General features: G+C 61.8%; 18 protein-coding genes. 10 read left to right on the forward strand and 8 right to left on the reverse strand.

The window, feature by feature from the left end:
* Positions 1 to 273: 273 nt before the first annotated feature.
* The gene (olsB, locus tag ACIOMR_RS26325; RefSeq protein ID WP_008431132.1) at positions 274 to 1,029 is read left to right on the forward strand and encodes an L-ornithine N(alpha)-acyltransferase; all 756 of its coding nucleotides are present in this window, start codon (positions 274 to 276) and stop codon (positions 1,027 to 1,029) included.
* Positions 1,029 to 1,820, forward strand: a complete 792-nt coding sequence (locus tag ACIOMR_RS26330) for a lysophospholipid acyltransferase family protein (RefSeq protein ID WP_003219789.1) — start codon at positions 1,029 to 1,031, stop codon at positions 1,818 to 1,820. The genes olsB and ACIOMR_RS26330 overlap by 1 nt, the downstream gene beginning before the upstream one ends.
* A 109-nt stretch (positions 1,821 to 1,929) precedes the next feature.
* On the opposite strand, the gene ACIOMR_RS26335 is transcribed toward ACIOMR_RS26330, so the two are convergent.
* A complete protein-coding gene (locus ACIOMR_RS26335; RefSeq protein WP_003219791.1) occupies positions 1,930 to 2,514 on the reverse strand; it encodes an ACP phosphodiesterase in 585 nt (194 codons plus the stop codon).
* 156 nt (positions 2,515 to 2,670) lie between these two features.
* Here ACIOMR_RS26335 and ACIOMR_RS26340 point away from each other — a divergent pair, with 156 nt between their 5' ends.
* The 3 genes from ACIOMR_RS26340 to ACIOMR_RS26350 are packed head-to-tail and all read left to right on the forward strand — an operon-like array spanning position 2,671 to position 5,247.
* The gene (locus ACIOMR_RS26340; protein WP_003219793.1) at positions 2,671 to 2,985 is read left to right on the forward strand and encodes a helix-turn-helix transcriptional regulator; all 315 of its coding nucleotides are present in this window, start codon (positions 2,671 to 2,673) and stop codon (positions 2,983 to 2,985) included.
* A 13-nt stretch (positions 2,986 to 2,998) separates the two neighbouring features.
* On the forward strand, positions 2,999 to 4,165 hold the full coding sequence (locus ACIOMR_RS26345) for an MFS transporter (RefSeq protein WP_003219795.1): 1,167 nt from the start codon (positions 2,999 to 3,001) through the stop codon (positions 4,163 to 4,165).
* A gap of 26 nt (positions 4,166 to 4,191) precedes the next feature.
* On the forward strand, positions 4,192 to 5,247 hold the full coding sequence (locus ACIOMR_RS26350; RefSeq protein ID WP_008431139.1) for an alkene reductase: 1,056 nt from the start codon (positions 4,192 to 4,194) through the stop codon (positions 5,245 to 5,247).
* 230 nt (positions 5,248 to 5,477) lie between these two features.
* Here the strand turns inward: ACIOMR_RS26350 and ACIOMR_RS26355 are convergent, their stop codons facing one another.
* Positions 5,478 to 6,116: a TetR family transcriptional regulator gene (locus ACIOMR_RS26355; protein WP_401197221.1), complete on the reverse strand. Its 639-nt coding sequence runs from the start codon at positions 6,114 to 6,116 to the stop codon at positions 5,478 to 5,480.
* Between the two features lie 270 nt (positions 6,117 to 6,386).
* Between ACIOMR_RS26355 and ACIOMR_RS26360 the strand changes: the two genes are divergently transcribed.
* The 5 genes from ACIOMR_RS26360 to ACIOMR_RS26380 all read left to right on the forward strand — a co-directional run bounded on the left by ACIOMR_RS26360 (position 6,387) and on the right by ACIOMR_RS26380 (position 14,555).
* The gene (locus ACIOMR_RS26360) at positions 6,387 to 7,535 is read left to right on the forward strand and encodes an efflux RND transporter periplasmic adaptor subunit (protein WP_003219800.1); all 1,149 of its coding nucleotides are present in this window, start codon (positions 6,387 to 6,389) and stop codon (positions 7,533 to 7,535) included.
* 3 nt (positions 7,536 to 7,538) lie between these two features.
* Positions 7,539 to 10,700: an efflux RND transporter permease subunit gene (locus tag ACIOMR_RS26365; RefSeq protein ID WP_003219803.1), complete on the forward strand. Its 3,162-nt coding sequence runs from the start codon at positions 7,539 to 7,541 to the stop codon at positions 10,698 to 10,700.
* Complete coding sequence (gene adeC, locus ACIOMR_RS26370) at positions 10,697 to 12,154, forward strand: AdeC/AdeK/OprM family multidrug efflux complex outer membrane factor (protein ID WP_003219806.1); 1,458 nt, start codon at positions 10,697 to 10,699, stop codon at positions 12,152 to 12,154. The genes ACIOMR_RS26365 and adeC overlap by 4 nt, the downstream gene beginning before the upstream one ends.
* A gap of 172 nt (positions 12,155 to 12,326) precedes the next feature.
* Positions 12,327 to 13,577, forward strand: a complete 1,251-nt coding sequence (locus ACIOMR_RS26375) for an OprD family porin (protein ID WP_102368263.1) — start codon at positions 12,327 to 12,329, stop codon at positions 13,575 to 13,577.
* A 78-nt stretch (positions 13,578 to 13,655) separates the two neighbouring features.
* Positions 13,656 to 14,555, forward strand: coding sequence for a polysaccharide deacetylase family protein (locus ACIOMR_RS26380; protein WP_177021703.1), 900 nt, complete (start codon positions 13,656 to 13,658; stop codon positions 14,553 to 14,555).
* Here ACIOMR_RS26380 and pcaC read toward each other — a convergent pair.
* From pcaC to pcaH, 6 genes are all read right to left on the reverse strand, one after another.
* Positions 14,552 to 14,944 (reverse strand): 4-carboxymuconolactone decarboxylase, encoded by a 393-nt coding sequence (gene pcaC / locus ACIOMR_RS26385; protein ID WP_003219813.1) that lies wholly within the window; start codon positions 14,942 to 14,944, stop codon positions 14,552 to 14,554. The two genes, ACIOMR_RS26380 and pcaC, sit on opposite strands and share 4 nt — an antisense overlap.
* 187 nt (positions 14,945 to 15,131) lie before the next feature.
* On the reverse strand, positions 15,132 to 15,923 hold the full coding sequence (gene pcaD, locus ACIOMR_RS26390) for a 3-oxoadipate enol-lactonase (RefSeq protein ID WP_401197227.1): 792 nt from the start codon (positions 15,921 to 15,923) through the stop codon (positions 15,132 to 15,134).
* Positions 15,924 to 15,933: 10 nt separating this feature from the next.
* The gene (locus ACIOMR_RS26395; protein ID WP_401197229.1) at positions 15,934 to 17,298 is read right to left on the reverse strand and encodes a 3-carboxy-cis,cis-muconate cycloisomerase; all 1,365 of its coding nucleotides are present in this window, start codon (positions 17,296 to 17,298) and stop codon (positions 15,934 to 15,936) included.
* 49 nt (positions 17,299 to 17,347) lie between these two features.
* Positions 17,348 to 18,643, reverse strand: coding sequence for an MFS family transporter (locus ACIOMR_RS26400; protein ID WP_003219818.1), 1,296 nt, complete (start codon positions 18,641 to 18,643; stop codon positions 17,348 to 17,350).
* 180 nt (positions 18,644 to 18,823) lie between these two features.
* Positions 18,824 to 19,390, reverse strand: a complete 567-nt coding sequence (pcaG, locus tag ACIOMR_RS26405) for a protocatechuate 3,4-dioxygenase subunit alpha (RefSeq protein ID WP_003219820.1) — start codon at positions 19,388 to 19,390, stop codon at positions 18,824 to 18,826.
* 1 nt (position 19,391) lies between these two features.
* On the reverse strand, positions 19,392 to 20,096 hold the full coding sequence (gene pcaH, locus ACIOMR_RS26410; RefSeq protein ID WP_003219824.1) for a protocatechuate 3,4-dioxygenase subunit beta: 705 nt from the start codon (positions 20,094 to 20,096) through the stop codon (positions 19,392 to 19,394).
* Positions 20,097 to 20,106 lie beyond the last annotated feature (10 nt).

Here is a 20,106-nt window from a genome sequence, read left to right on the forward strand (position 1 = left end):
TGCCGAGCCTAGGCGAGGCACCGAGTGGTGGGGCAAAGACCTTTTGGTTACTTTTGGGGCGTTTGCCAAAAGTGACCCGCTGTAAGAGCGGAACCCTAAGCAGCCGTTACCTAAATAACGGATATGTACTCAATCCCCCTGCAAACCACCACCAAGCCCCCTGTCATCTAAGCGTCACCGTAACTTCATGGAGATGACACCGGCCCTACATAGCCTGACATGGCACAAACAAGTCGACCGGCCGTAACCCTGGCCGGCACTCGGAGACTCGCCATGACTCAGATCGCCCGCATCAGCGACACCGGCAATGAACGCCGCCTGCAAGCCGAACGCCTGATCGGCGCCCAGGCTTTGCAGGAAGCCCAGGCCCTGCGGTTCAACGTGTTCAGCGGCGAATTCAACGCCAAGCTGAAAGGCGCTGAACTGGGCCTGGACATGGATGACTATGATGTTCACTGCAGCCACATCGGCGTGCGGGATTTGAACAGCGGTCGACTCGTCGCCACCACCCGTTTGCTCGACCACCAGGCCGCCACCACCCTGGGCCGCTTCTACAGCGAAGAAGAATTCAGCCTCCACGGCCTGCTGCACCTCAAAGGCCCCATCCTGGAAATCGGCCGCACCTGCGTCGACCCCGCCTACCGCAACGGCGGCACCATCGCCGTGTTGTGGGGCGAGCTGGCCGAAGTCCTCAACCAGGGTGGCTACAGCTACCTGATGGGCTGCGCGAGCATCCCGATGCACGACGGCGGCATCCAGGCCCACGCCATCATGCAGCGCCTGCGCGAACGCTACCTGTGCAACGAACACCTGCGGGCCGAGCCGAAAAAGCCGCTGCCGGCACTGGACCTGCCATCCAACGTCATCGCCGAAATGCCCCCCTTGCTCAAGGCCTACATGCGCCTGGGTGCAAAGATTTGCGGCGAACCCTGCTGGGACGAAGACTTCCAGGTCGCCGACGTGTTCATCCTGCTCAAGCGCGACGAGCTGTGCCCGCGGTATGCCCGCCACTTCAAGGCAGCCATGTGATGAGCCGCCTTCGGGTGTACGGGCGAATTGCCCGCGTGCTGGTGGTGGTGGCCCTGGGTTTGACCATGGCCAGTGTGTTTGGCGTGTTTGAACGTCTGGGCGTGGCCAACTCGATGGTGCGCCGGCAGCGCTGGTCGCGTTTTTTCATGGCACGGCTGACCAACGCCCTGCCCTTTCGCGTGACCGTTCACGGTGAGTTGCCGCAACAGTCGATGCTGTGGGTCAGCAACCACGTATCGTGGACCGATATCCCGCTGCTGGGGATGGTGGCGCCGATGTCGTTCCTGTCCAAGGCCGAGGTGCGCACCTGGCCGGTGGCGGGCTGGTTGGCCGCCAAGGCAGGCAGCCTGTTCATCCGCCGAGGTTCGGGGGACAGCCAGTTGATTCGCAAACAGATGACGCGTCATCTGGAACAACAACACCCGCTGTTGATGTTCCCGGAAGGCACCACCACCGACGGCCGCGCCCTGCGTACGTTCCACGGGCGGTTACTGGCCAGTGCGATTGATGCCGATGTGTCGCTGCAACCGGTGGCGATTCGTTATCTGCGCGATGGCCACATCGACCCGCTGGCACCGTTCATTGGCGACGATGATTTGCTCTCGCACCTGATGCGTTTGTTCGGCAATGACCAGGGCGACGTGGAAATCCATCTGCTCAAGCCGATTGCCTGCGCCGGGCAGGAACGTGCGGCGCTGGCGTTCCAGGCGCAACAGGCGGTGCAGAAGGCGTTGTTTGGCCCCCTTCCAGAAGCTGAGCAAATGCCAGCGCGGCCAGCATTCGCGGCCTGAAGCGAGCACGGTGAAAAATGTGGGAGCGGGCTTGCTCGCGAAGGCGGTGCATCAGTCAGCAGATTCATTAGCTGACCCACCGCTTTCGCGAGCAAGCCCGCTCCCACATTTATAGTTGTATTGCCAACTGGCTATTTGAGAACCGCTGCAATTCTGGGTAAAACACCCGAAAGTCCTCGCTCAACGGCTCATACAGCGCTCGCAACTCCTGCATGGCATGGCCCAGTTCTTCGGGCCGTGTCAGGCGCCGGCCAATTCCTCGAAGTACCTGTTCCATCACCGCAAATTCGCGGTACGAACCCAGCCAGTCATCCGCCGCCATGTACGGCGCAATCTGCGCCAGCCGCCCCGGCAACGCCGGCTCTTCGGCGAGCACCCGGTAAACCTCAGAGGTAAATCGCTCCAGCGGCTGATCGGCATATAACGCCCAGTCCCGCGCCAGGCAGTGGTCGAAAAACACATCGAGGACAATCCCGGCATAGCGGCGCCGGGTCAGGGTGAAGCGCGACAGCGCCTGCCCGATCAGCGGATGACTGTCGGTGTAGCGATCGATTGAGCGATGCAACTGAATCGCCGACTCGATTTGCGGGCTGAATTGGCCTTGCAGGCGACCTTTAACAAAGTCGCCATACAAGCTGCCAAGCAATTGAGCAGGAAGTTGGCCGCCGAGGTGCAGATGTGCGAGATAATTCATGGCGCGCAGTCTAGCACTGCCGTCAACGTATCGTTATAACCCGATATACCGATTCAATCTGGTTTAAGACCAAAATCATATTGGTATATCGGGATACAACGATTTAAAGTTCGCCTCATCGCGATATAACGTTTTACAAAACCGAGCATCACTGCCATGTCCATCGACCTCGACGAAATAATAAAAGCCCTGGCGCACCCAGTACGGCGAGACATCCTCAACTGGCTGAAAGACCCGAAAGTGCAATTCCCCGAGCAGTTGCACAACCACGAATACGGCATTTGCGCCGGGCAGATCGACCAGCGCTGCGGGCTGTCTCAGTCCACCGTGTCGGCGCACCTGGCGAACCTGCAACGGGCGGGGCTGATCAGCAGCCAGAAGGCCGGCCAATGGCACTTTTTCAAACGCAATGAGGACGTGATCCAAGCCTTCCTCAAAGCGCTCACCGAAGAACTCAGCGCACCGCTGTAACAAGGACCCATCAATGCCTCTCTCGCTACTCATCCTGGCCTTAAGCGCCTTCGCCATCGGTACCACCGAGTTCGTCATCATGGGCCTGTTGCCCGATGTGGCGGCCGACCTCGGTGTATCGATTCCCGGCGCCGGCTGGCTGGTGACCGGCTACGCCCTGGGCGTGGCCATCGGTGCCCCCTTCATGGCACTGGCCACCGCCAAGCTGCCGCGCAAGGCCGCCCTGGTAGCGTTGATGGGCATCTTCATCATCGGCAACCTGCTCTGCGCCCTGGCCAGTGACTACAACGTGCTGATGTTTGCCCGTGTGGTCACCGCGCTGTGCCACGGTGCCTTCTTCGGTATCGGTTCGGTGGTCGCCGCCAACCTGGTGCCGGCCAACAAGCGTGCTTCGGCCGTGGCGCTGATGTTCACCGGCCTGACCCTGGCCAACGTGCTCGGCGTACCGCTGGGCACCGCGCTGGGTCAGGAAGCCGGCTGGCGCTCGACCTTCTGGGCCGTGACGGTGATTGGGGTGATCGCCCTGATCGGCCTGATCCGCTTCCTGCCGGCCAAGCGTGACGAGGAAAAACTCGACATGCGCGCCGAGCTCAGAGCACTCAAAGGCGCCGGCATCTGGCTGTCGCTGAGCATGACCGCGCTGTTCGCTGCGTCGATGTTCACCCTCTTCACCTACGTCGCGCCGCTGCTGGGGGACGTCACCGGTGTTTCGCCCAAAGGCGTGACCTGGACCCTGCTGCTGATCGGCCTGGGCCTGACCGTCGGCAACATCATCGGCGGCAAGCTGGCAGACAAGCGCCTGGCTGCCACCCTGATCGGCGTGTTCATCAGCATGGCGGTGGTGTCCACCGTACTGACCTGGACCAGCGTCGCCGTGATCCCGACTGAAATCACCCTGTTCCTCTGGGCCACCGCCTCGTTTGCCGCCGTACCGGCACTGCAAATCAACGTGGTGACCTTCGGCAAGGCCGCACCGAACCTGGTGTCCACCTTGAACATCGGCGCCTTCAACATCGGCAACGCCCTCGGCGCCTGGGTGGGCGGCAGCGTGATTGCCCACGGCTTCGGCCTGACCAGCGTGCCCCTGGCCGCTGCTGCACTGGCCGTGCTCGCGCTGCTGGTGACCCTGATTACTTTCCGTCAGACCGGCGATGCCGACCTGGCCCCTGCGACTAACTGATCAACTAAAGAGAAGGGTGTTATCCCATGACGACTATTTTCGATCCGATCAAACTGGGCGACCTGGAACTGTCGAACCGCATCATCATGGCGCCGCTGACCCGCTGCCGTGCCGACGCCGGTCGCGTGCCCAATGCGCTGATGGCTGAGTACTACGTCCAACGCGCTTCCGCCGGGCTGATCCTCAGCGAAGCCACCTCCGTAACGCCAATGGGCGTGGGTTACCCGGACACCCCGGGCATCTGGTCCAACGACCAGGTTCGCGGCTGGGCCAATGTGACCAAGGCCGTGCACGGTGCAGGCGGCAAGATCTTCCTGCAACTGTGGCACGTGGGCCGGATCTCCCACGAGTCGTACCTGGACGGTGAAACCCCGGTCGCGCCAAGTGCCATCCAGCCTAAAGGCCACGTCAGCCTGGTACGTCCGCTGGCCGACTACCCAACGCCGCGCGCCCTGGAAATCGCCGAAATCGCCGACATCGTCGACGCTTACCGCGTAGGCGCCGAGAACGCCAAGGCCGCCGGCTTTGACGGCGTGGAAGTCCACGGTGCGAACGGCTACCTGCTCGACCAGTTCCTGCAAAGCAGCACCAACCAGCGCACCGACAACTACGGCGGCTCCCTGGAAAACCGCGCACGCTTGCTGCTCGAAGTCACTGACGCCGTGATTGAAGTCTGGGGCGCCGGCCGTGTAGGCGTGCACCTGGCACCGCGCGCCGACTCCCACGACATGGGCGACGCCAACCTGTCGGAAACCTTCACCTACGTCGCCAAAGAGCTGGGCAAGCGTGGCATCGCGTTCATCTGCTCCCGTGAAAAGGAAGCAGGCGACAGCCTCGGCCCTCAACTGAAAGCCGCCTTCGGTGGCCCGTACATCGCCAACGAACGCTTCACCAAGGACAGCGCCAATGCGTGGCTGGCTTCGGGCAAGGCTGACGCCGTGGCATTCGGCGTGCCGTTCATCGCCAACCCGGACCTGCCGGCTCGCCTGAAGGCCGATGCACCGCTGAACGAAGCACATCCAGAGACTTTCTACGCCAAAGGCCCGGTCGGCTACATCGACTACCCGACCCTGGCACTCTGATCTGCTGAAACGAAAAAGCCCCGACTTGCGAGAGCCGGGGCTTTTTTATGGGCCGCAGGAAACATTCCTTCACAGCCTTGCAACAATATTGCTACAAAATACTTAGCCAACTACCTATCAACCGCCCGCCAGCCCGTATATAACGTCACCCCACAAAATCAGGGAAAAGCCTGATTGACCAGCCCCGGTGTTTATTGTTGACACAACTGGTCGCAATTACGCATTTTGTCTTAATTGCGCAGGCCAGGGCTCAAGCGCAGCATGTCCAACGCGATATCGACCCAGCGCTCTGCGTCCTGGGCCAACTGGAAACTGTCGGGCACCAGCAGCCACTGGCCGAGAATTCCGTCGATATAGGCGTGCATGCACACCGCGGCACGTACGGTGTCGAGATTCTCCGGAAGCTGCCCGCGATGGACCGCGTTACGCAAGGTCAGCCCGATGCGCAGGTTGCATTCGAGGCTGGCGGTCTGGCGCTGACGGCGCAGATCACACATTTCATCGGTGAATTCGCACTTATGAAACAAAATCTCATTGATGCGCCGGGTCTTCGGGTCCAGGGCCACTTGATGGAACAGATGAATCAGCAGCTTGCGCATGCAACCCAGCGGATCGACCTCGTCCTCGCTCTCACTGGCCCTGGCCAATTCATCCAGCGGCTCGTGCAGCGTATCGAGCATCGCCTGCACCAGGTCGGCCTTGTTGCTGAAATGCCAGTAGATGGCACCACGTGTCACGCCTGCCAGCGCGGCAATATCCGCCAGCGTGGTACGCGCAACCCCGCGCTCGTAGAAGGCCTGCTCGGCCGCTTCAAGAATCTGGCTGCGCGTTTCCTGAGCTTCCGACGAACCATGGCAGTAAAACCTCAATCAGGAGACTTGGGGTGATCGGTAACGCAGACTCAACCGCCGCTAACGACCATCTGAATAATTGTGGGACGACGCCGTCAAGGGCGCCGAACGTACTAGAATCGAGGCTTTGGACGCTGCTTTGTCAACATTCCGCGAAGCCTGTCAAGAGTTTACAAACAACCATGAACGTAAGTATATTGCGTAGCAAGCTACTTATCCACTCAGTGCCTGTTTTTTACCCTTCCACACTTCTTGTGCGCACTCTGCGCGCCTGACCCGAGGATCTTCATGCAACTTAAGCCAGCTGTTACCGCCCTGGTTACTGCCGTCGCCCTGGCATCGCTGCTCAGCGGATGTAAAAAGGAAGAAGCGGCTCCGCCCGCTCAAACCCCTCAGGTCGGCGTGGTCACTATTCAACCTCAAGCCTTTACCCTGACATCCGAGCTGCCAGGCCGCACCACGGCCTACCGCATTGCCGAGGTTCGCCCTCAGGTCAACGGCATCATTCTCAAGCGTCTGTTCAAGGAAGGGGGCGACGTCAAGGAAGGCCAGCAGCTCTATCAGATCGATCCGTCGGTGTATGACGCCTCGCTGAAAAGCGCCCAGGCCAACCTCGCCCAGACCAAATCGATTGCCGATCGCTACAAGCAGTTGGTCGATGAGCAGGCCGTCAGCCGCCAGGAATACGACACCGCCGTGTCCAACCGCATGACCTCTGAAGCCAACGTGCAAACGGCCCAGATCAACGTGCGCTACACCAAGGTGTTTGCCCCGATCTCCGGGCGTATCGGTCGCTCTTCGGTCACCGAAGGCGCGCTGGTCAGCAACGGCCAGACCGACGCCATGGCAGTGATCCAGCAACTGGACCCGATCTACGTCGACGTCACGCAGTCCTCTGCCGAGATGCTGAAACTGCGTCGTGACCTGGAAAGCGGCCAACTGGAAAAAGCCGGCGAAAACGCGGCCAAGGTCAAGCTGACCCTGGAAGACGGCACCGCCTACGGCGTGGAAGGCAAGCTGGAATTCTCCGAAGTCTCGGTCGACGAAACCACCGGTTCCGTGACCCTGCGTGCCGTATTCCCGAACCCTGACCACACCCTGCTGCCGGGCATGTTCGTCCACGCGCAGTTGCAAGCCGGTGTGAACAGCAAGGCCATCCTGGCACCACAGCAAGGCGTGACCCGCGACCTGAAGGGCATCCCGACCGCGCTGGTGGTGAACAAGGACAACAAGGTCGAGCAACGTGTACTGGTGGCCAACCGCACTACCGGCGCCTACTGGCTGGTGGAAAAAGGCCTGAACGCCGGTGACCGTGTGATCACCGAAGGCCTGCAATTCATCAAGCCGGGCATCGAAGTCAAGGTCAAGGACGCTGATAACGCCAAACCCGCCGGTTCCGCTGCTGCTCCTGCTGCCGCTGCTGGTCAAGGGGAGTAATTCATGTCGAAATTTTTTATCGACCGTCCCATTTTCGCCTGGGTAATTGCCCTGGTGATCATGCTGGTCGGGGCACTGTCGATCCTGAAGTTGCCCATCAACCAGTACCCGGCCATCGCGCCAACCGCCATTGATATCCAGGTGACCTACCCGGGCGCGTCTGCACAAACCGTGCAGGACACCGTGGTGCAGGTCATCGAACAACAGCTCAACGGTATCGACAACCTGCGTTATGTCGCCTCGGACAGTAACTCCGACGGCAGCATGACCATCACCGCGACGTTCAACCAGGGTACCAACCCGGACATCGCCCAGGTTCAGGTACAGAACAAGCTCAACCTGGCGACCCCGCTGCTGCCACAAGAAGTACAGCAGCAGGGTATCCGCGTTACCAAGTCGGTGAAGAACTTCCTGATGGTGATCGGTCTGGTGTCGGAAGACGGCAGCATGACCAAGGATGACCTTTCCAACTACATCGTTTCCAACATCCAGGACCCGATTTCCCGGACCGCCGGTGTGGGCGACTTCCAGGTGTTCGGTTCCCAGTACGCCATGCGTATCTGGCTCGACCCGGCCAAGCTGAACAACTACCAGCTGACGCCAGTGGATGTCAGCAACGCCATCCAGGCGCAGAACGTCCAGGTGGCCACCGGCCAACTCGGCGGCCTGCCTGCCCTGCCCGGCACTCAGTTGAACGCCACCATCATCGGCAAGACGCGTCTGCAAACCACTGAAGCGTTCGGCAATATCCTGATGAAGGTCAATACCGACGGTTCCCAGGTTCGCCTGGGTGACGTTTCGCGTATCGAACTGGGCGGCCAGAACTACAGCATCAGCGCACAGTTCAACGGCAAGCCGGCTTCCGGTATGGCGATCAAGCTGGCAGCCGGTGCCAACGCACTGGACACCGCCAAGGCGATTCGCGAAACGGTTGCGTCCCTCGAACCGTTCTTCCCGCCTGGCATGAAGGCTGTGGTGCCGTATGACACCACGCCGGTTGTGACCGAATCGATCTCCGGTGTGGTTCACACCCTGATCGAAGCGATCGTGCTGGTGTTCCTGGTGATGTTCCTGTTCCTGCAGAACTTCCGCGCCACCATCATCACCACCATGACCGTACCGGTGGTATTGCTGGGTACCTTCGGGATCCTCGCTGCGTTCGGCTTCACCATCAACACCCTGACCATGTTCGGCATGATCCTGGCCATCGGCTTGCTGGTGGACGATGCCATCGTTGTGGTGGAGAACGTCGAGCGGGTAATGGCCGAGGAGCACTTGTCGCCCAAGGAGGCGACGGTCAAGTCCATGGGCCAGATCCAGGGGGCCCTGGTGGGTATCGCCCTGGTGCTGTCGGCGGTATTGCTGCCAATGGCGTTCTTCGGTGGTTCCACCGGTGTGATCTACCGCCAGTTCTCCATCACTATCGTTTCGGCGATGGCGCTGTCGGTACTGGTTGCCCTGGTCTTCACCCCGGCCTTGTGCGCCACCATGCTCAAGCCGATTGACCCGGAAAAACACGGCCAACCCAAGCGCGGCTTCTTCGGCTGGTTCAACCGTACCTTCGACCGTGGCGTACTGAGCTACGAGCGCGGCGTCGGTAACATGATCAAGCACAAGTTCCCGGCGTTCGTGGTCTATGCCCTGATCCTTGCCGGCATGATCTGGATGTTCACCCGCATTCCAAGCGCGTTCCTCCCAGAGGAAGACCAGGGCGTGATCTTTGCCCAGGTACAAACGCCGGTGGGTTCTTCGGCTGAACGTACGCAGAAAGTCATCGACGATATGCGCGCCTACCTGTTGAACGACAAGGAAGGCGAGCCAGGCGAAGGCAAGGCTGTCAAATCGGTGTTTACCGTGAACGGCTTCAACTTCGCCGGTCGTGGCCAGAGCTCGGGCCTCGCGTTCGTGATGCTCAAGCCGTGGGACGAGCGTGACTCGAGCCAGTCGGTATTTGAGGTTGCCAAGCGTGCCCAGGGTTACTTCTTCGGGGCCTTCAAGGACGCCATGGTATTTGCCGTGGTGCCACCTTCGGTACTCGAACTGGGTAACGCCACCGGTTTCGACGTGTTCCTGCAAGACCAGGGCGGCGTCGGCCACCAGAAGCTGATGGATGCGCGTAACCAGTTCCTGGGTGCCGCGGCACAAAGCAAGATCCTGGCGGGCGTGCGCCCCAACGGCGTGAACGATGAGCCGCAGTACGAGCTGACCGTTGACGACGAGAAGGCCAGTGCCCAGGGCATCAGCCTGGCAGACATCCAGCAGACCCTGGCAATCGCCTTGGGTGGCAGCTACATCAACGACTTCATCGACCGTGGTCGTGTGAAGAAGGTGTATGTACAGGGTGACGCCGCCAGCCGGATGTCTCCGGAAGACCTGAGCAAATGGTACGTGCGCAGCACGTCCGGGAAAATGGTGCCGCTGTCGGCCATCTCTTCGGGCAAGTGGATCTTCGGTTCGCCAAAGCTCTCGCGCTATAACGGTGTAGCGGCGATGGAAATCCTCGGTACCCCGGCACCTGGCTACAGTACCGGTGATGCGATGGCGGAAGTCGAACGCATTGCCAAGGACCTGCCGGCTGGCGTTGGTTACTCCTGGACCGGCCTGTCGTACGAAGAACGCCTGTCCGGCTCCCAGGCACCTGCGCTGTACGCCCTGTCGCTGCTGGTGGTGTTCCTCTGCCTCGCGGCACTGTACGAAAGCTGGTCGATCCCGATTGCGGTGATTCTGGTTGTACCGCTGGGTGTGATCGGTGCGTTGATCGCCACCAGCCTGCGGGGACTGTCCAACGACGTGTTCTTCCAGGTGGGCCTGTTGGTGACGGTGGGTCTGGCAGCGAAAAACGCCATCCTGATCGTGGAGTTCGCCAAGGAGCTCCACGAGCAGGGCAAAGGCATTGTCGAGTCGGCCATCGAGGCATCCCGCATGCGTCTGCGACCGATCATCATGACGTCCATGGCGTTCATGCTCGGCGTACTGCCCCTGGCAATTTCCACCGGTGCCGGCTCAGGTAGCCAGCACGCCATCGGTACGGGCGTAATTGGCGGTATGATCACCGCCACGGTCCTCGCGATCTTCTGGGTACCCCTGTTCTTCGCAACCGTGTCCTCCGCTGGCGAGCGTAAAAAGACTGAACCCAAGCAAACTCCTAAAGAGGCTGGCCAATGAGCAAGTCGCTACTTTCCTTAGCGGTCACGGCATTCGTGCTCAGTGGCTGCTCGCTGATCCCGGACTACCAGCGCCCTGAAGCGCCGGTAGCCGCGCAGTTCCCGCAGGGGCCGGCGTATTCGTCGGCTCAGGCGCCAGGCCAGGCAGCTGCCGAGCAGGGCTGGAAGCAGTTTTTCCATGACCCTGCCCTGCAACAGCTGATCCAGACCGCCCTGGTGAACAACCGCGACCTGCGTGTCGCGGCCCTGAACATCGATGCGTATGCCGCGCAGTACCAGATCCAGCGCGCCGACCTGTTCCCGGCGGTTTCGGCCACGGGCAGCGGCAGCCGTACGCGCACCCCGGCCAAGCTGTCGCAGACCGGCGAAGCGGGCATCACCAGCCAATACTCGGCGGGCCTCGGGATCAGTTCTTATGAGCTGGACCTGTTCGGCCGCGTACGCAGCCTGAGCGAACAAGCGCTGCAACAATACTTCGCGACCGAAGAAGCGCGTCGCACCACCCAGATCAGCCTGGTGGCCAGCGTGGCCAACGCCTACCTGACCTGGCAGGCCGACAAGGAGCTGCTCAAGCTCACCCAGGACACCCTGGGCGCGTACGAGCAGAGCTTCAAACTGACCTCGCGCAGCAATGAAGTCGGCGTGGCTTCGGCCCTGGACCTGAGCCAGGCCCGTACCTCGGTGGAAAACGCCCGGGTTGCACTGGCGCGTTATACCCGCCAGGTGGCCCAGGACGAAAACAACCTGACCCTGCTGCTGGGTACCGGCCTGCCGGCGAACATCGTCAGCCGGCCATTGGCTGATGACCTGTTGAGCGAAGTACCGGCCGGCCTGCCATCGGACCTGCTGCAACGTCGTCCCGACATCCTGCAGGCCGAGTACAACCTCAAGGCGGCCAACGCCAACATCGGTGCGGCACGCGCTGCGTTCTTCCCGAGCATCACCCTGACCGCCAGCGCCGGCACCGCGAGCCCGACCCTGGGCGGCCTGTTCAAGGGCGGTTCGGGTACCTGGTCGTTTGCACCGCAGATCAACATCCCGATCTTCAACGCCGGCAGCCTGCGCGCCAGCCTGGATTACTCGAAAATCCAGAAAGAGATCAACGTCGCCAACTACGAGAAAGCCATCCAGACCGGCTTCCAGGAAGTCTCCGACGGCCTCGCCGCCCGTGAGACCTACAAGCAGCAACTGGACGCCCAACGTGGCTTCGTCGCGGCCAACCAGGATTACTACCGCCTGGCCGAGCGTCGCTACCGTATTGGTGTCGACAGCAACCTGACGTTCCTCGACGCCCAGCGCCAACTGTTCAGTGCCCAGCAATCGCTGATCACCGACCGCCTGGCGCAGCTCAACAGCGAGGTCAACCTGTACAAGGCCCTCGGTGGTGGCTGGAACGAACAGACCGCGAAGAACGAACCGTTGAAAGAAGAAGCACCGCCCTTGAAGTTGTTCTGATAGTGGCGCAGTAGACAAAAACCGCTTCCCGCCCAGGAAGCGGTTTTTTTACGCCCATGACTTTGCGTTCGATCATCGCCCACAACCCGCTCTCCCCCACTTTCATCGCCCCCGCACCGCCCCGCACCATGGCCGCCACCTGCATAACCCCAATAACAACAGGTCTGACACCATGAGCACTTTCGACCCGCGCCGGCTTTTGCTGGCAACCGCTGTCGCCAGCATTGCCCTCCCCGTTGTCGCTGAAGAACACGGCTTCCTGGAAGACGCCAGCGCCAACCTAAACCTGCGTAATTTCTTCTTCAACCGCAACTACACCAACCCCAGCAAGACCCAGGGCGGCGCACAGGAGTGGACGCAAAGCTTCATCCTCGACGCCAAATCCGGCTTCACCCAGGGCACCGTCGGTTTCGGCGTGGATGTACTGGGCCTGTACTCATTGAAGCTCGATGGCGGACGCGGCACGGGTGGCACCCAGCTGTTGCCGCTGGACCACGATGGCCGCCCGGCGGATGAATTCGGGCGTCTGGGCGTGGCGTTCAAGGCACGGGTTTCAAAGACAGAAGTGAAAGTCGGCGAATGGATGCCGGTGCTGCCGATCCTGCGTTCGGACGATGGCCGCTCGCTCCCGCAAACCCTGCGCGGCGGGCAAATCACCTCCAAGGAAATCGACGGCCTGACCCTGTACGGCGGCCAGTTCCGCGCCAACAGCCCACGGGACGACAGCAGCATGACCGACATGTCCATGTTCGGGAAAACCGCGTTCACCTCCGACCGCTTCAACTTCCAGGGCGGCGAATATGCCTTCAACGACAAACGCACCCAGGTCGGTGTGTGGAACGCCCAGCTCAAGGACATCTACAGCCAGCAATACCTCAACCTGATCCACAGCCAACCGGTGGGCGACTGGACCCTGGGCGCCAACCTCGGGTTCTTCTATGGCAAGGACGACGGCAGCGCCCGCGCCGGTGACCTCGACAACAAGACCTGGTCCGGACTGTTCTCGGCCCGATACGGCGGCAACACGTTCTACGTCGGCCTGCAAAAACTCACCGGCAACAGCGCCTGGATGCGCGTCAACGGCACCAGCGGCGGCACCCTGGCCAACGACAGCTACAACGCCAGCTACGACAACGCCCAGGAAAAATCCTGGCAGGTACGCCATGACTATAACTTCGCCGCCCTGGGTATTCCGGGCCTCACGCTGATGAACCGCTACATCAGCGGCAGCAACGTACACAGCGGCACGGTGACCGATGGCAAGGAATGGGGACGGGAAAGTGAAGTGGCCTACGTGGTGCAGAGCGGAGCGCTGAAGAATCTCAATGTGCGCTGGCGTAACTCCAGCATGCGCCGGGACTACAACAACAACGAGTTTGATGAAAACCGGTTGATCGTCAGTTACCCGATAAGCCTGCTGTAAAGCCTCGACAGTCTTGTTGTATGGTGCGCGCGTGTCATGGATGACCCGCCCCAGCAGCCAATGTCATTCGAGTCCGCCATGAAACCCTTCGCCACCGTATCGGCCGTATTAGCCCTGGCCCTGAGCCTCAGCGGTTGCATCGGCCCGCCCCTGGCGCTGACACCGCAAACCGAACAACGCCTGAAAACCGAGGCGCCGATCCGTTTTTTGCTGACCTTCGATGACGGCCCCAGCGCCTCGGGCTTCATGAACCCCAGCCGTTCGGTGATGGCGGACCTGGCGAACAACCCGATACAGCCGGGGATCAAGGCGGTGTTCTTCCTGCAGACCGAGGCGCCCCGCTCCGGCGGCAACCCCCGGGGCTACAAGACCATGGAGCGCGAATACGCGGCCGGCCATATCCTGGGCTTCCACACCGCGACCCCGTGGCACAGCAACCATCGCTTGCAGAATCCGGCTGAACTGGAGCACTACCTCAGCCTGGGTTCGTCGACCCTCACCTCCATCACCGGCCAACCGCCCACACTGGTACGCCCGCCGTTCTGGAACTATGACAAGCGCACCTTCGCCGCCTATCAGCAACACGGCATGCATGTGTTGCTGACCGACCTGAGTGCAAACGATGGGGTGATCTGGGTGTTCAACGGCAGCCCGCGTCGACGGGAAAACCTGATACGCCAACTCTCGGTGGTGCGCGAGCGCATCGCCAAAGGCGAATTACCGACGGTGGACGGCGTGATCCCGGTGGTGGTGACCTTCCACGATATCAACCGCTACACCGCCTGGCACTTGAAGGAATACCTGCAAATCCTGCTGGACAGCGCCCATATCAATGGCGTGCCCCTCGCCACACAGCCTTTCTACACCGACCGGGCAACCTTGCAGCGAGCCGCCATGGCCCGCACGGTAAAAAGCGCCGACGAAGTCGTGCATCTGCCCGGCGTGTGGAATTGGGTGTGGGACGCTGACTCGCACTAGGCGCGCGACTCTACCCCCAACTCATCCCACACCGACTCGGCCAAGTGAAACGTCGCATTCGCCGCCGGAATCCCGCAATAGATCGCGCTCTGCATCAGCACTTCCTTGATCTCGGCGCGGGTCACACCGTTGCTCGCGGCGGCGCGCAGGTGCAGCTTCAGCTCTTCGCTGCGGTTCATGCCGATGAGCATGGCGATGGTGATCAGGCTGCGGGTATGCCGCGGCAGCCCCGGGCGGGTCCAGATATCACCCCAGGCGTGGCGGGTGATCATTTCCTGGAACTCGCTGTTGAACTCGGTCAGGGCGTTGAGGCTGCGGTCGACATGGGCGTCGCCCAGCACTTCGCGGCGCACTTGCAGGCCTTCGGCATAACGTTGTTTCTCGTCCACAAAACGCTCCTCATGCAACGGTGACGACAGGCACATACCTGTGGCGAGGGAGCTTGCTCCCGTTGGGTCGCGCAGCGACCCCAGTGAGGCCGCTACAGGGTTTTACAAATAGTTGGGTTGCGGCTGCTCAGGGGCTGCTACGCAGCCCAACGGGAGCAAGCTCCCTCGCCACAGGGTTCAGCGATACTCAGCGCGATAGCAGAAATTCCAGCACACGGTCGCTGAACGCCGCACCGGCTTGCACGTTGGACAAGTGCGCGGCATAGAACTCGGCATACTCGGCGCCCTGCACATGCGCCTGGATAAAGTGCCCACCCGCCGGCGGCGTCACCGCATCTTCGCTGCCTGCGATCACCAGGGTCGGCACCTTGATCGACGCCAGTTGCTCGCGGAAATCCGCGTCGCGCACGGCCGCGCAGTTTGCGGCATAACCCTGGGGATCAGTCGCCGCCAGCATATCGGTGATCAGCTTGGCCTGGTCAGGATGAGCCTCGGCGAAGTCGGCGGTGAACCAGCGGGCAATTGACGCATCACGCAGGGCAACCATCGCGGCCGCACCGTCGCGCAGGACCATCTCGATGCGTGGGTTCCAGATCTCGGGCGTGCCGATCTTCGCGGCGGTGTTGCACACCACCAGCCGGCGCAAACGCTCACCCGCGTTGATCCCCAGCCACTGGCCGATCAGGCCGCCCATGGACAACCCGCAGAAATGCGCGCGCTCGATCTGCAACGCATCCAGCAGCGCCAACACGTCACGGCCCAACTGCTCGATGCTGTAGGGGCCTTCGGTGACCAGCGACTTGCCATGGCCGCGGGTGTCGAAACGCAGCACCCGGAAGTACTGGATGAACGCCTCGATCTGGATGTCCCACATATGCAGGTCGGTGCCCAGGGAGTTGGACAGCACCAGTACCGGTGCATCTTCGGGGCCATCGAGTTGGTAGTTCAGTTCGCCATCGGCGAGTTGTACAAATCCCACAGCAGCCTCCTCAGGCAGTCAAAGCAAAATGTTCGGCCACGGCCCGGGTGACCCAGGTGTACGCCTGGCCCAGGTAGTGCGTCGGGTCCAGCAGGCGATCGAGTTCGGCCGCCGAAAGCTCGGCAGTCACTTGGGGTTCATCCCCCAGCACCGCGCGCAGGTGACGCCCGTCGGCGACGGCGCGTTTGCAGCATTGTTCCAGCAGATGGTGCGCGGTTTCGCGGCCCAGGCGCTGGGCGAGGACGATGCTGACCGCTTCGGCCAGTACCAGGCCCTGGGTCAGATCAAGGTTTTGGACCATGCGCCGGGGGTCGACTTCCAGGCCTTCGCTGACCAGCAGCGCCTGATGCAACGCACCGGATACCAGCCGGCAAATCTCCGGCAGGGTTTCCCATTCGGCGTGCCACAGGCCCAGGCTGCGTTCGTGTTCCTGGGGCATCGCGCTGAACATCGTTGCCACCAGGCCGGGCACTCGCGTGGCAGCGCTGATCAGCACGGCAGCGCCCACCGGGTTGCGCTTGTGGGGCATGGTCGAAGAGCCGCCCTTGCCGGGGGCCGACGGCTCAAACACTTCCGCCGCTTCGGTCTGCATCAGCAGGCTGATGTCGCGACCCAGCTTGCCGAGGCTGCCGGCGATCAAACCGAGCACCGAGGCAAACTCCACCAGGCGGTCGCGCTGGGTGTGCCAGGGTTGCTCCGGCAGGCCCAGCTGCAACTCGGCGGCCAGTGCTTGCGCCACCGGCATCGCCTGTTCACCGAGGGCCGCCAGGGTTCCGGAAGCACCGCCAAATTGCAGCACCAGCAAACGCGGCTTGAGCTCACTGAGGCGCTGCCGGTTGCGGGTGACTGCGCCGAGCCAGCCGGCGATCTTCATGCCCAGCGTGACCGGCGTTGCATGCTGCAGCCAGGTCCGGCCCGCCAAAGGAGTTGTCCCGTAACGCTGGGCCTGGGCGGCAAGAATGTCCCCCAACCGCGCCAGATCATGTTCGATCAGCTCGACCGCACTGCGCAGTTGCAGCACCAGGCCGGTGTCCATCACATCCTGGCTGGTAGCGCCCAGATGCACATAACGTTCGGCGCCGGCATCTTCGCTGGCGATCAACTTGCCGAGGGCCTTGACCAAGGGAATCGCGGAGTTGCCTGCGGTGGCGATGGCGTCGCCGAGGGCATCTACGTCGTAGAGAGAAGCCAGGCAGGCCTGGGCAATGGGCGCGACGGCCGCTTGCGGGATCAACCCGACCTGAGCCTCGGCCCGGGCCAGCGCCGCTTCGAAATCCAGCATGCCCTGCAAACGCCCCTGGTCGCAGAACACTTCGGCCATGCCGTTGGCGGTGAAGTAGGCGTCGAACAGTTGGTTGCTCGTGCGCATCGTCATAACACATCCCTAGGTGGCGCATACCCGGCAACGGGCATGCGCCAGCCGGTTACAGATCGTGGTGCAAATACGCCGCCTCTTTGGGCAGGCGCAAGCTGAACAGGAACGCCACCGCCATCATCGCCGTGACGTACCAGTAGAAGGTGTTCTCCATGCCCATGGACTTGAGCCCCAAGGCCACATATTCCGCCGAACCACCGAAGATCGCGTTCGCCACCGCATACGCCAGGCCCACGCCCAGTGCGCGTACTTGTGGCGGGAACATTTCGGCTTTCACCAGGCCACTGATGGAGGTGTAGAAGCTCACGATGGCCAGGGCCAGGGTGATCAGCACAAAAGCCAGGAACGGGCTGCTGACGGTTTTCAGGGTCAACAGGATTGGTACAGTGCACAGCGTGCCCAGGGCGCCGAACCACAGCATCGAGTTACGGCGGCCAATCTTGTCCGCCAGCATGCCGAACACCGGCTGCATGCACATGTAGAAGAACAGCGCGCCGGTCATGATGTAGCTGGCGGTCTTGGCGTGCATCCCGGCGGTGTTCACCAGGTACTTCTGCATATAGGTGGTGAACGTGTAGAAAATCAGCGAGCCGCCGGCGGTGTAGCCGAGCACGGTGATAAACGCCGCCTTGTGATCGCGGAACAGCGCGGCAATGCTGCCGGCGTCCTTGTCTTCACGCATTTCCTTGCTGGTGGTTTCTTTCAGGGTGCGACGCAGCAACAGCGAGATCACCGCCGCAATGGCGCCGATCACGAACGGAATGCGCCAGCCCCAGGCCCGCAGTTCTTCTTCGGTGAGGATCTGTTGCAGGATCACCACCACCAACACCGCCAGCAGTTGCCCGCCGATCAGGGTCACGTACTGGAACGAGGCGAAGAACCCGCGCTGGCCCTTGAGGGCGACTTCACTCATGTAGGTGGCAGTGGTGCCGTATTCGCCGCCTACCGACAGGCCCTGGAACAACCGGGCGACCAACAGCAGGGCCGGGGCCCAGGCGCCGATGTCTTTGTAGGTGGGCAAAAAGGCGATGACCAGGGAACCGGCGCACATCATCAGCACCGAGATCATCATGGAATTCTTGCGACCGTGTTTATCCGCCACCCGGCCGAACAGCCAGCCGCCGATGGGGCGCATCAGGAAGCCGGCGGCGAACACGCCGGCGGTGTTCAGCAGTTGCACGGTGGGGTCGTCCGACGGGAAAAACGCCGGGGCGAAATAGATGGCGCAGAAGGCATAGACGTAGAAGTCGAACCATTCGACGAGGTTGCCGGAAGAGGCACCGACAATCGCAAAAATCCTTTTGCTGCGTTCTTCTCCGGTGTAGTGGCTGGTTTTTGTTGTCATGTTTTTTCACTCAGTGGGAACGGTTATAGCCTAGACATACTTTGCAACAACCATGTTCCGCAAGCAGACTTTTGGATATTTGTTGCCTGGGCCGGCCTCATCGCGGGCAAGCCCGGCTCCCACATTTGGAATGCATTCCCCTGTGGGAGCTGGCTTGCCTGCGATAAATCCGCAACCCACTCAATAATCGAAGAACACCGTCTCTTCGTCTGTGCCCTGCAAAATCACATTCCACTGATACACACCCGCCGCATCCGCCTTGGCGATCAACGTACGGCGGCGCTCCTGCGGCACACACGCCAGCAGCGCGTCATCCCCATTCGCCGCTTCACCGTCAAAGTAAATCCGCGTCAGCAGGTGCTTCACCAGCCCACGGGCAAACACCAGCACCACCAGGTGCGGCGCCTGGGTCGTGCCCTTCAACCCCGGCACACTGCCCGGCTTGATGGTGGTAAAGCGAAAACGCCCTTCGGCATCCACCGGCACCCGGCCAAAGCCTTCGAAGTTCGGGTCCACCGGTTTGTCCTGCTCATCCTCGGGATGGTCGTACTTGCCAGCCGCATTGGCCTGCCAGACTTCCAGCATGGCGTCGTTGACCACATCGCCATTGCCATCCACCACCTGCCCGGTGATCGCCACGCGCTCGCCGAGGGTGGCGGCAACGGTCAGGTCTTCGCGGTTCAGCCAGGTCAGGCCGATGTGGTAATACGGCCCGACGGTGTGGGAAGTAGTCGCGTTGAGGCTCATCTCATTTCTCCATCGGCGTGGCGTCGCGGCCGCGCAGGACGATGTCCCAGCGGTAGCCGAGGGCATAGTGCGGAATGGTTTTTTCCAGATCGAACGAGGCGATCAGGCGCTCCTTGGCGGACGTGTCCGGGACGCAGTTGTAGATCGGGTCATAGGCCAGCAGCGGGTCACCGGGGAAATACATCTGCGTCACCAACCGCGTCAGCACACTCGGGCCGAACAGCGAGAAGTGGATGTGCGCCGGGCGCCACGCGTTGTGGTGGTTGCCCCACGGGTATGCGCCGGGCTTGATGGTCTGGAACTGGTACCAGCCGTCGGCGTCGGTGACGGTACGCCCGGTGCCGGTGAAGTTCGGGTCCAGCGGTGCGTCGTGCTGGTCGCGCTTGTGGTTGTAGCGGCCGGCAGCGTTGGCCTGCCAGATTTCCACGAGGATGCCGGGAACGGGCAGGCCGTTTTCATCCAGCACGCGCCCGTGAATGATGATGCGTTCGCCCTGGGGCTCGCCTTCGTGCTGGGCGGTCAGGTCGTTGTCCTTCTCGTTGACGCGCTCGGCGCCGATGGTCGGGCCGGTGATTTCCGACAGGGAATGGGGCAGGAACACCAACGGCTTGGACGGCGAACGCAGGTTCGTCGACTGGTAGGCCGGGTGCAGGTAATCAGGCTGAGTACCCGCTTGCGGGCGCCGGTATCCGGGCTTGTCACTCATGGAGCAATCC

The sequence above is a fragment of the Pseudomonas sp. NPDC087814 genome (genome assembly GCF_044742865.1).
Lineage (GTDB): Bacteria > Pseudomonadota > Gammaproteobacteria > Pseudomonadales > Pseudomonadaceae > Aquipseudomonas.

Bases quoted from the DNA above. Each gene is read 5' to 3' on its own strand.
- olsB (WP_008431132.1), top strand. From the start codon at position 274: ATGACTCAGATCGCCCGCATCAGCGACACCGGCAATGAACGCCGCCTG.
- ACIOMR_RS26330 (WP_003219789.1), top strand. From the start codon at position 1,029: ATGAGCCGCCTTCGGGTGTACGGGCGAATTGCCCGCGTGCTGGTGGTG.
- ACIOMR_RS26335 (WP_003219791.1), bottom strand. From the start codon at position 2,514: ATGAATTATCTCGCACATCTGCACCTCGGCGGCCAACTTCCTGCTCAA.
- ACIOMR_RS26340 (WP_003219793.1), top strand. From the start codon at position 2,671: ATGTCCATCGACCTCGACGAAATAATAAAAGCCCTGGCGCACCCAGTA.
- ACIOMR_RS26345 (WP_003219795.1), top strand. From the start codon at position 2,999: ATGCCTCTCTCGCTACTCATCCTGGCCTTAAGCGCCTTCGCCATCGGT.
- ACIOMR_RS26350 (WP_008431139.1), top strand. From the start codon at position 4,192: ATGACGACTATTTTCGATCCGATCAAACTGGGCGACCTGGAACTGTCG.
- ACIOMR_RS26360 (WP_003219800.1), top strand. From the start codon at position 6,387: ATGCAACTTAAGCCAGCTGTTACCGCCCTGGTTACTGCCGTCGCCCTG.
- ACIOMR_RS26365 (WP_003219803.1), top strand. From the start codon at position 7,539: ATGTCGAAATTTTTTATCGACCGTCCCATTTTCGCCTGGGTAATTGCC.
- adeC (WP_003219806.1), top strand. From the start codon at position 10,697: ATGAGCAAGTCGCTACTTTCCTTAGCGGTCACGGCATTCGTGCTCAGT.
- ACIOMR_RS26375 (WP_102368263.1), top strand. From the start codon at position 12,327: ATGAGCACTTTCGACCCGCGCCGGCTTTTGCTGGCAACCGCTGTCGCC.
- ACIOMR_RS26380 (WP_177021703.1), top strand. From the start codon at position 13,656: ATGAAACCCTTCGCCACCGTATCGGCCGTATTAGCCCTGGCCCTGAGC.
- ACIOMR_RS26395 (WP_401197229.1), bottom strand. From the start codon at position 17,298: ATGACGATGCGCACGAGCAACCAACTGTTCGACGCCTACTTCACCGCC.
- ACIOMR_RS26400 (WP_003219818.1), bottom strand. From the start codon at position 18,643: ATGACAACAAAAACCAGCCACTACACCGGAGAAGAACGCAGCAAAAGG.
- pcaG (WP_003219820.1), bottom strand. From the start codon at position 19,390: ATGAGCCTCAACGCGACTACTTCCCACACCGTCGGGCCGTATTACCAC.
- pcaH (WP_003219824.1), bottom strand. From the start codon at position 20,096: ATGAGTGACAAGCCCGGATACCGGCGCCCGCAAGCGGGTACTCAGCCT.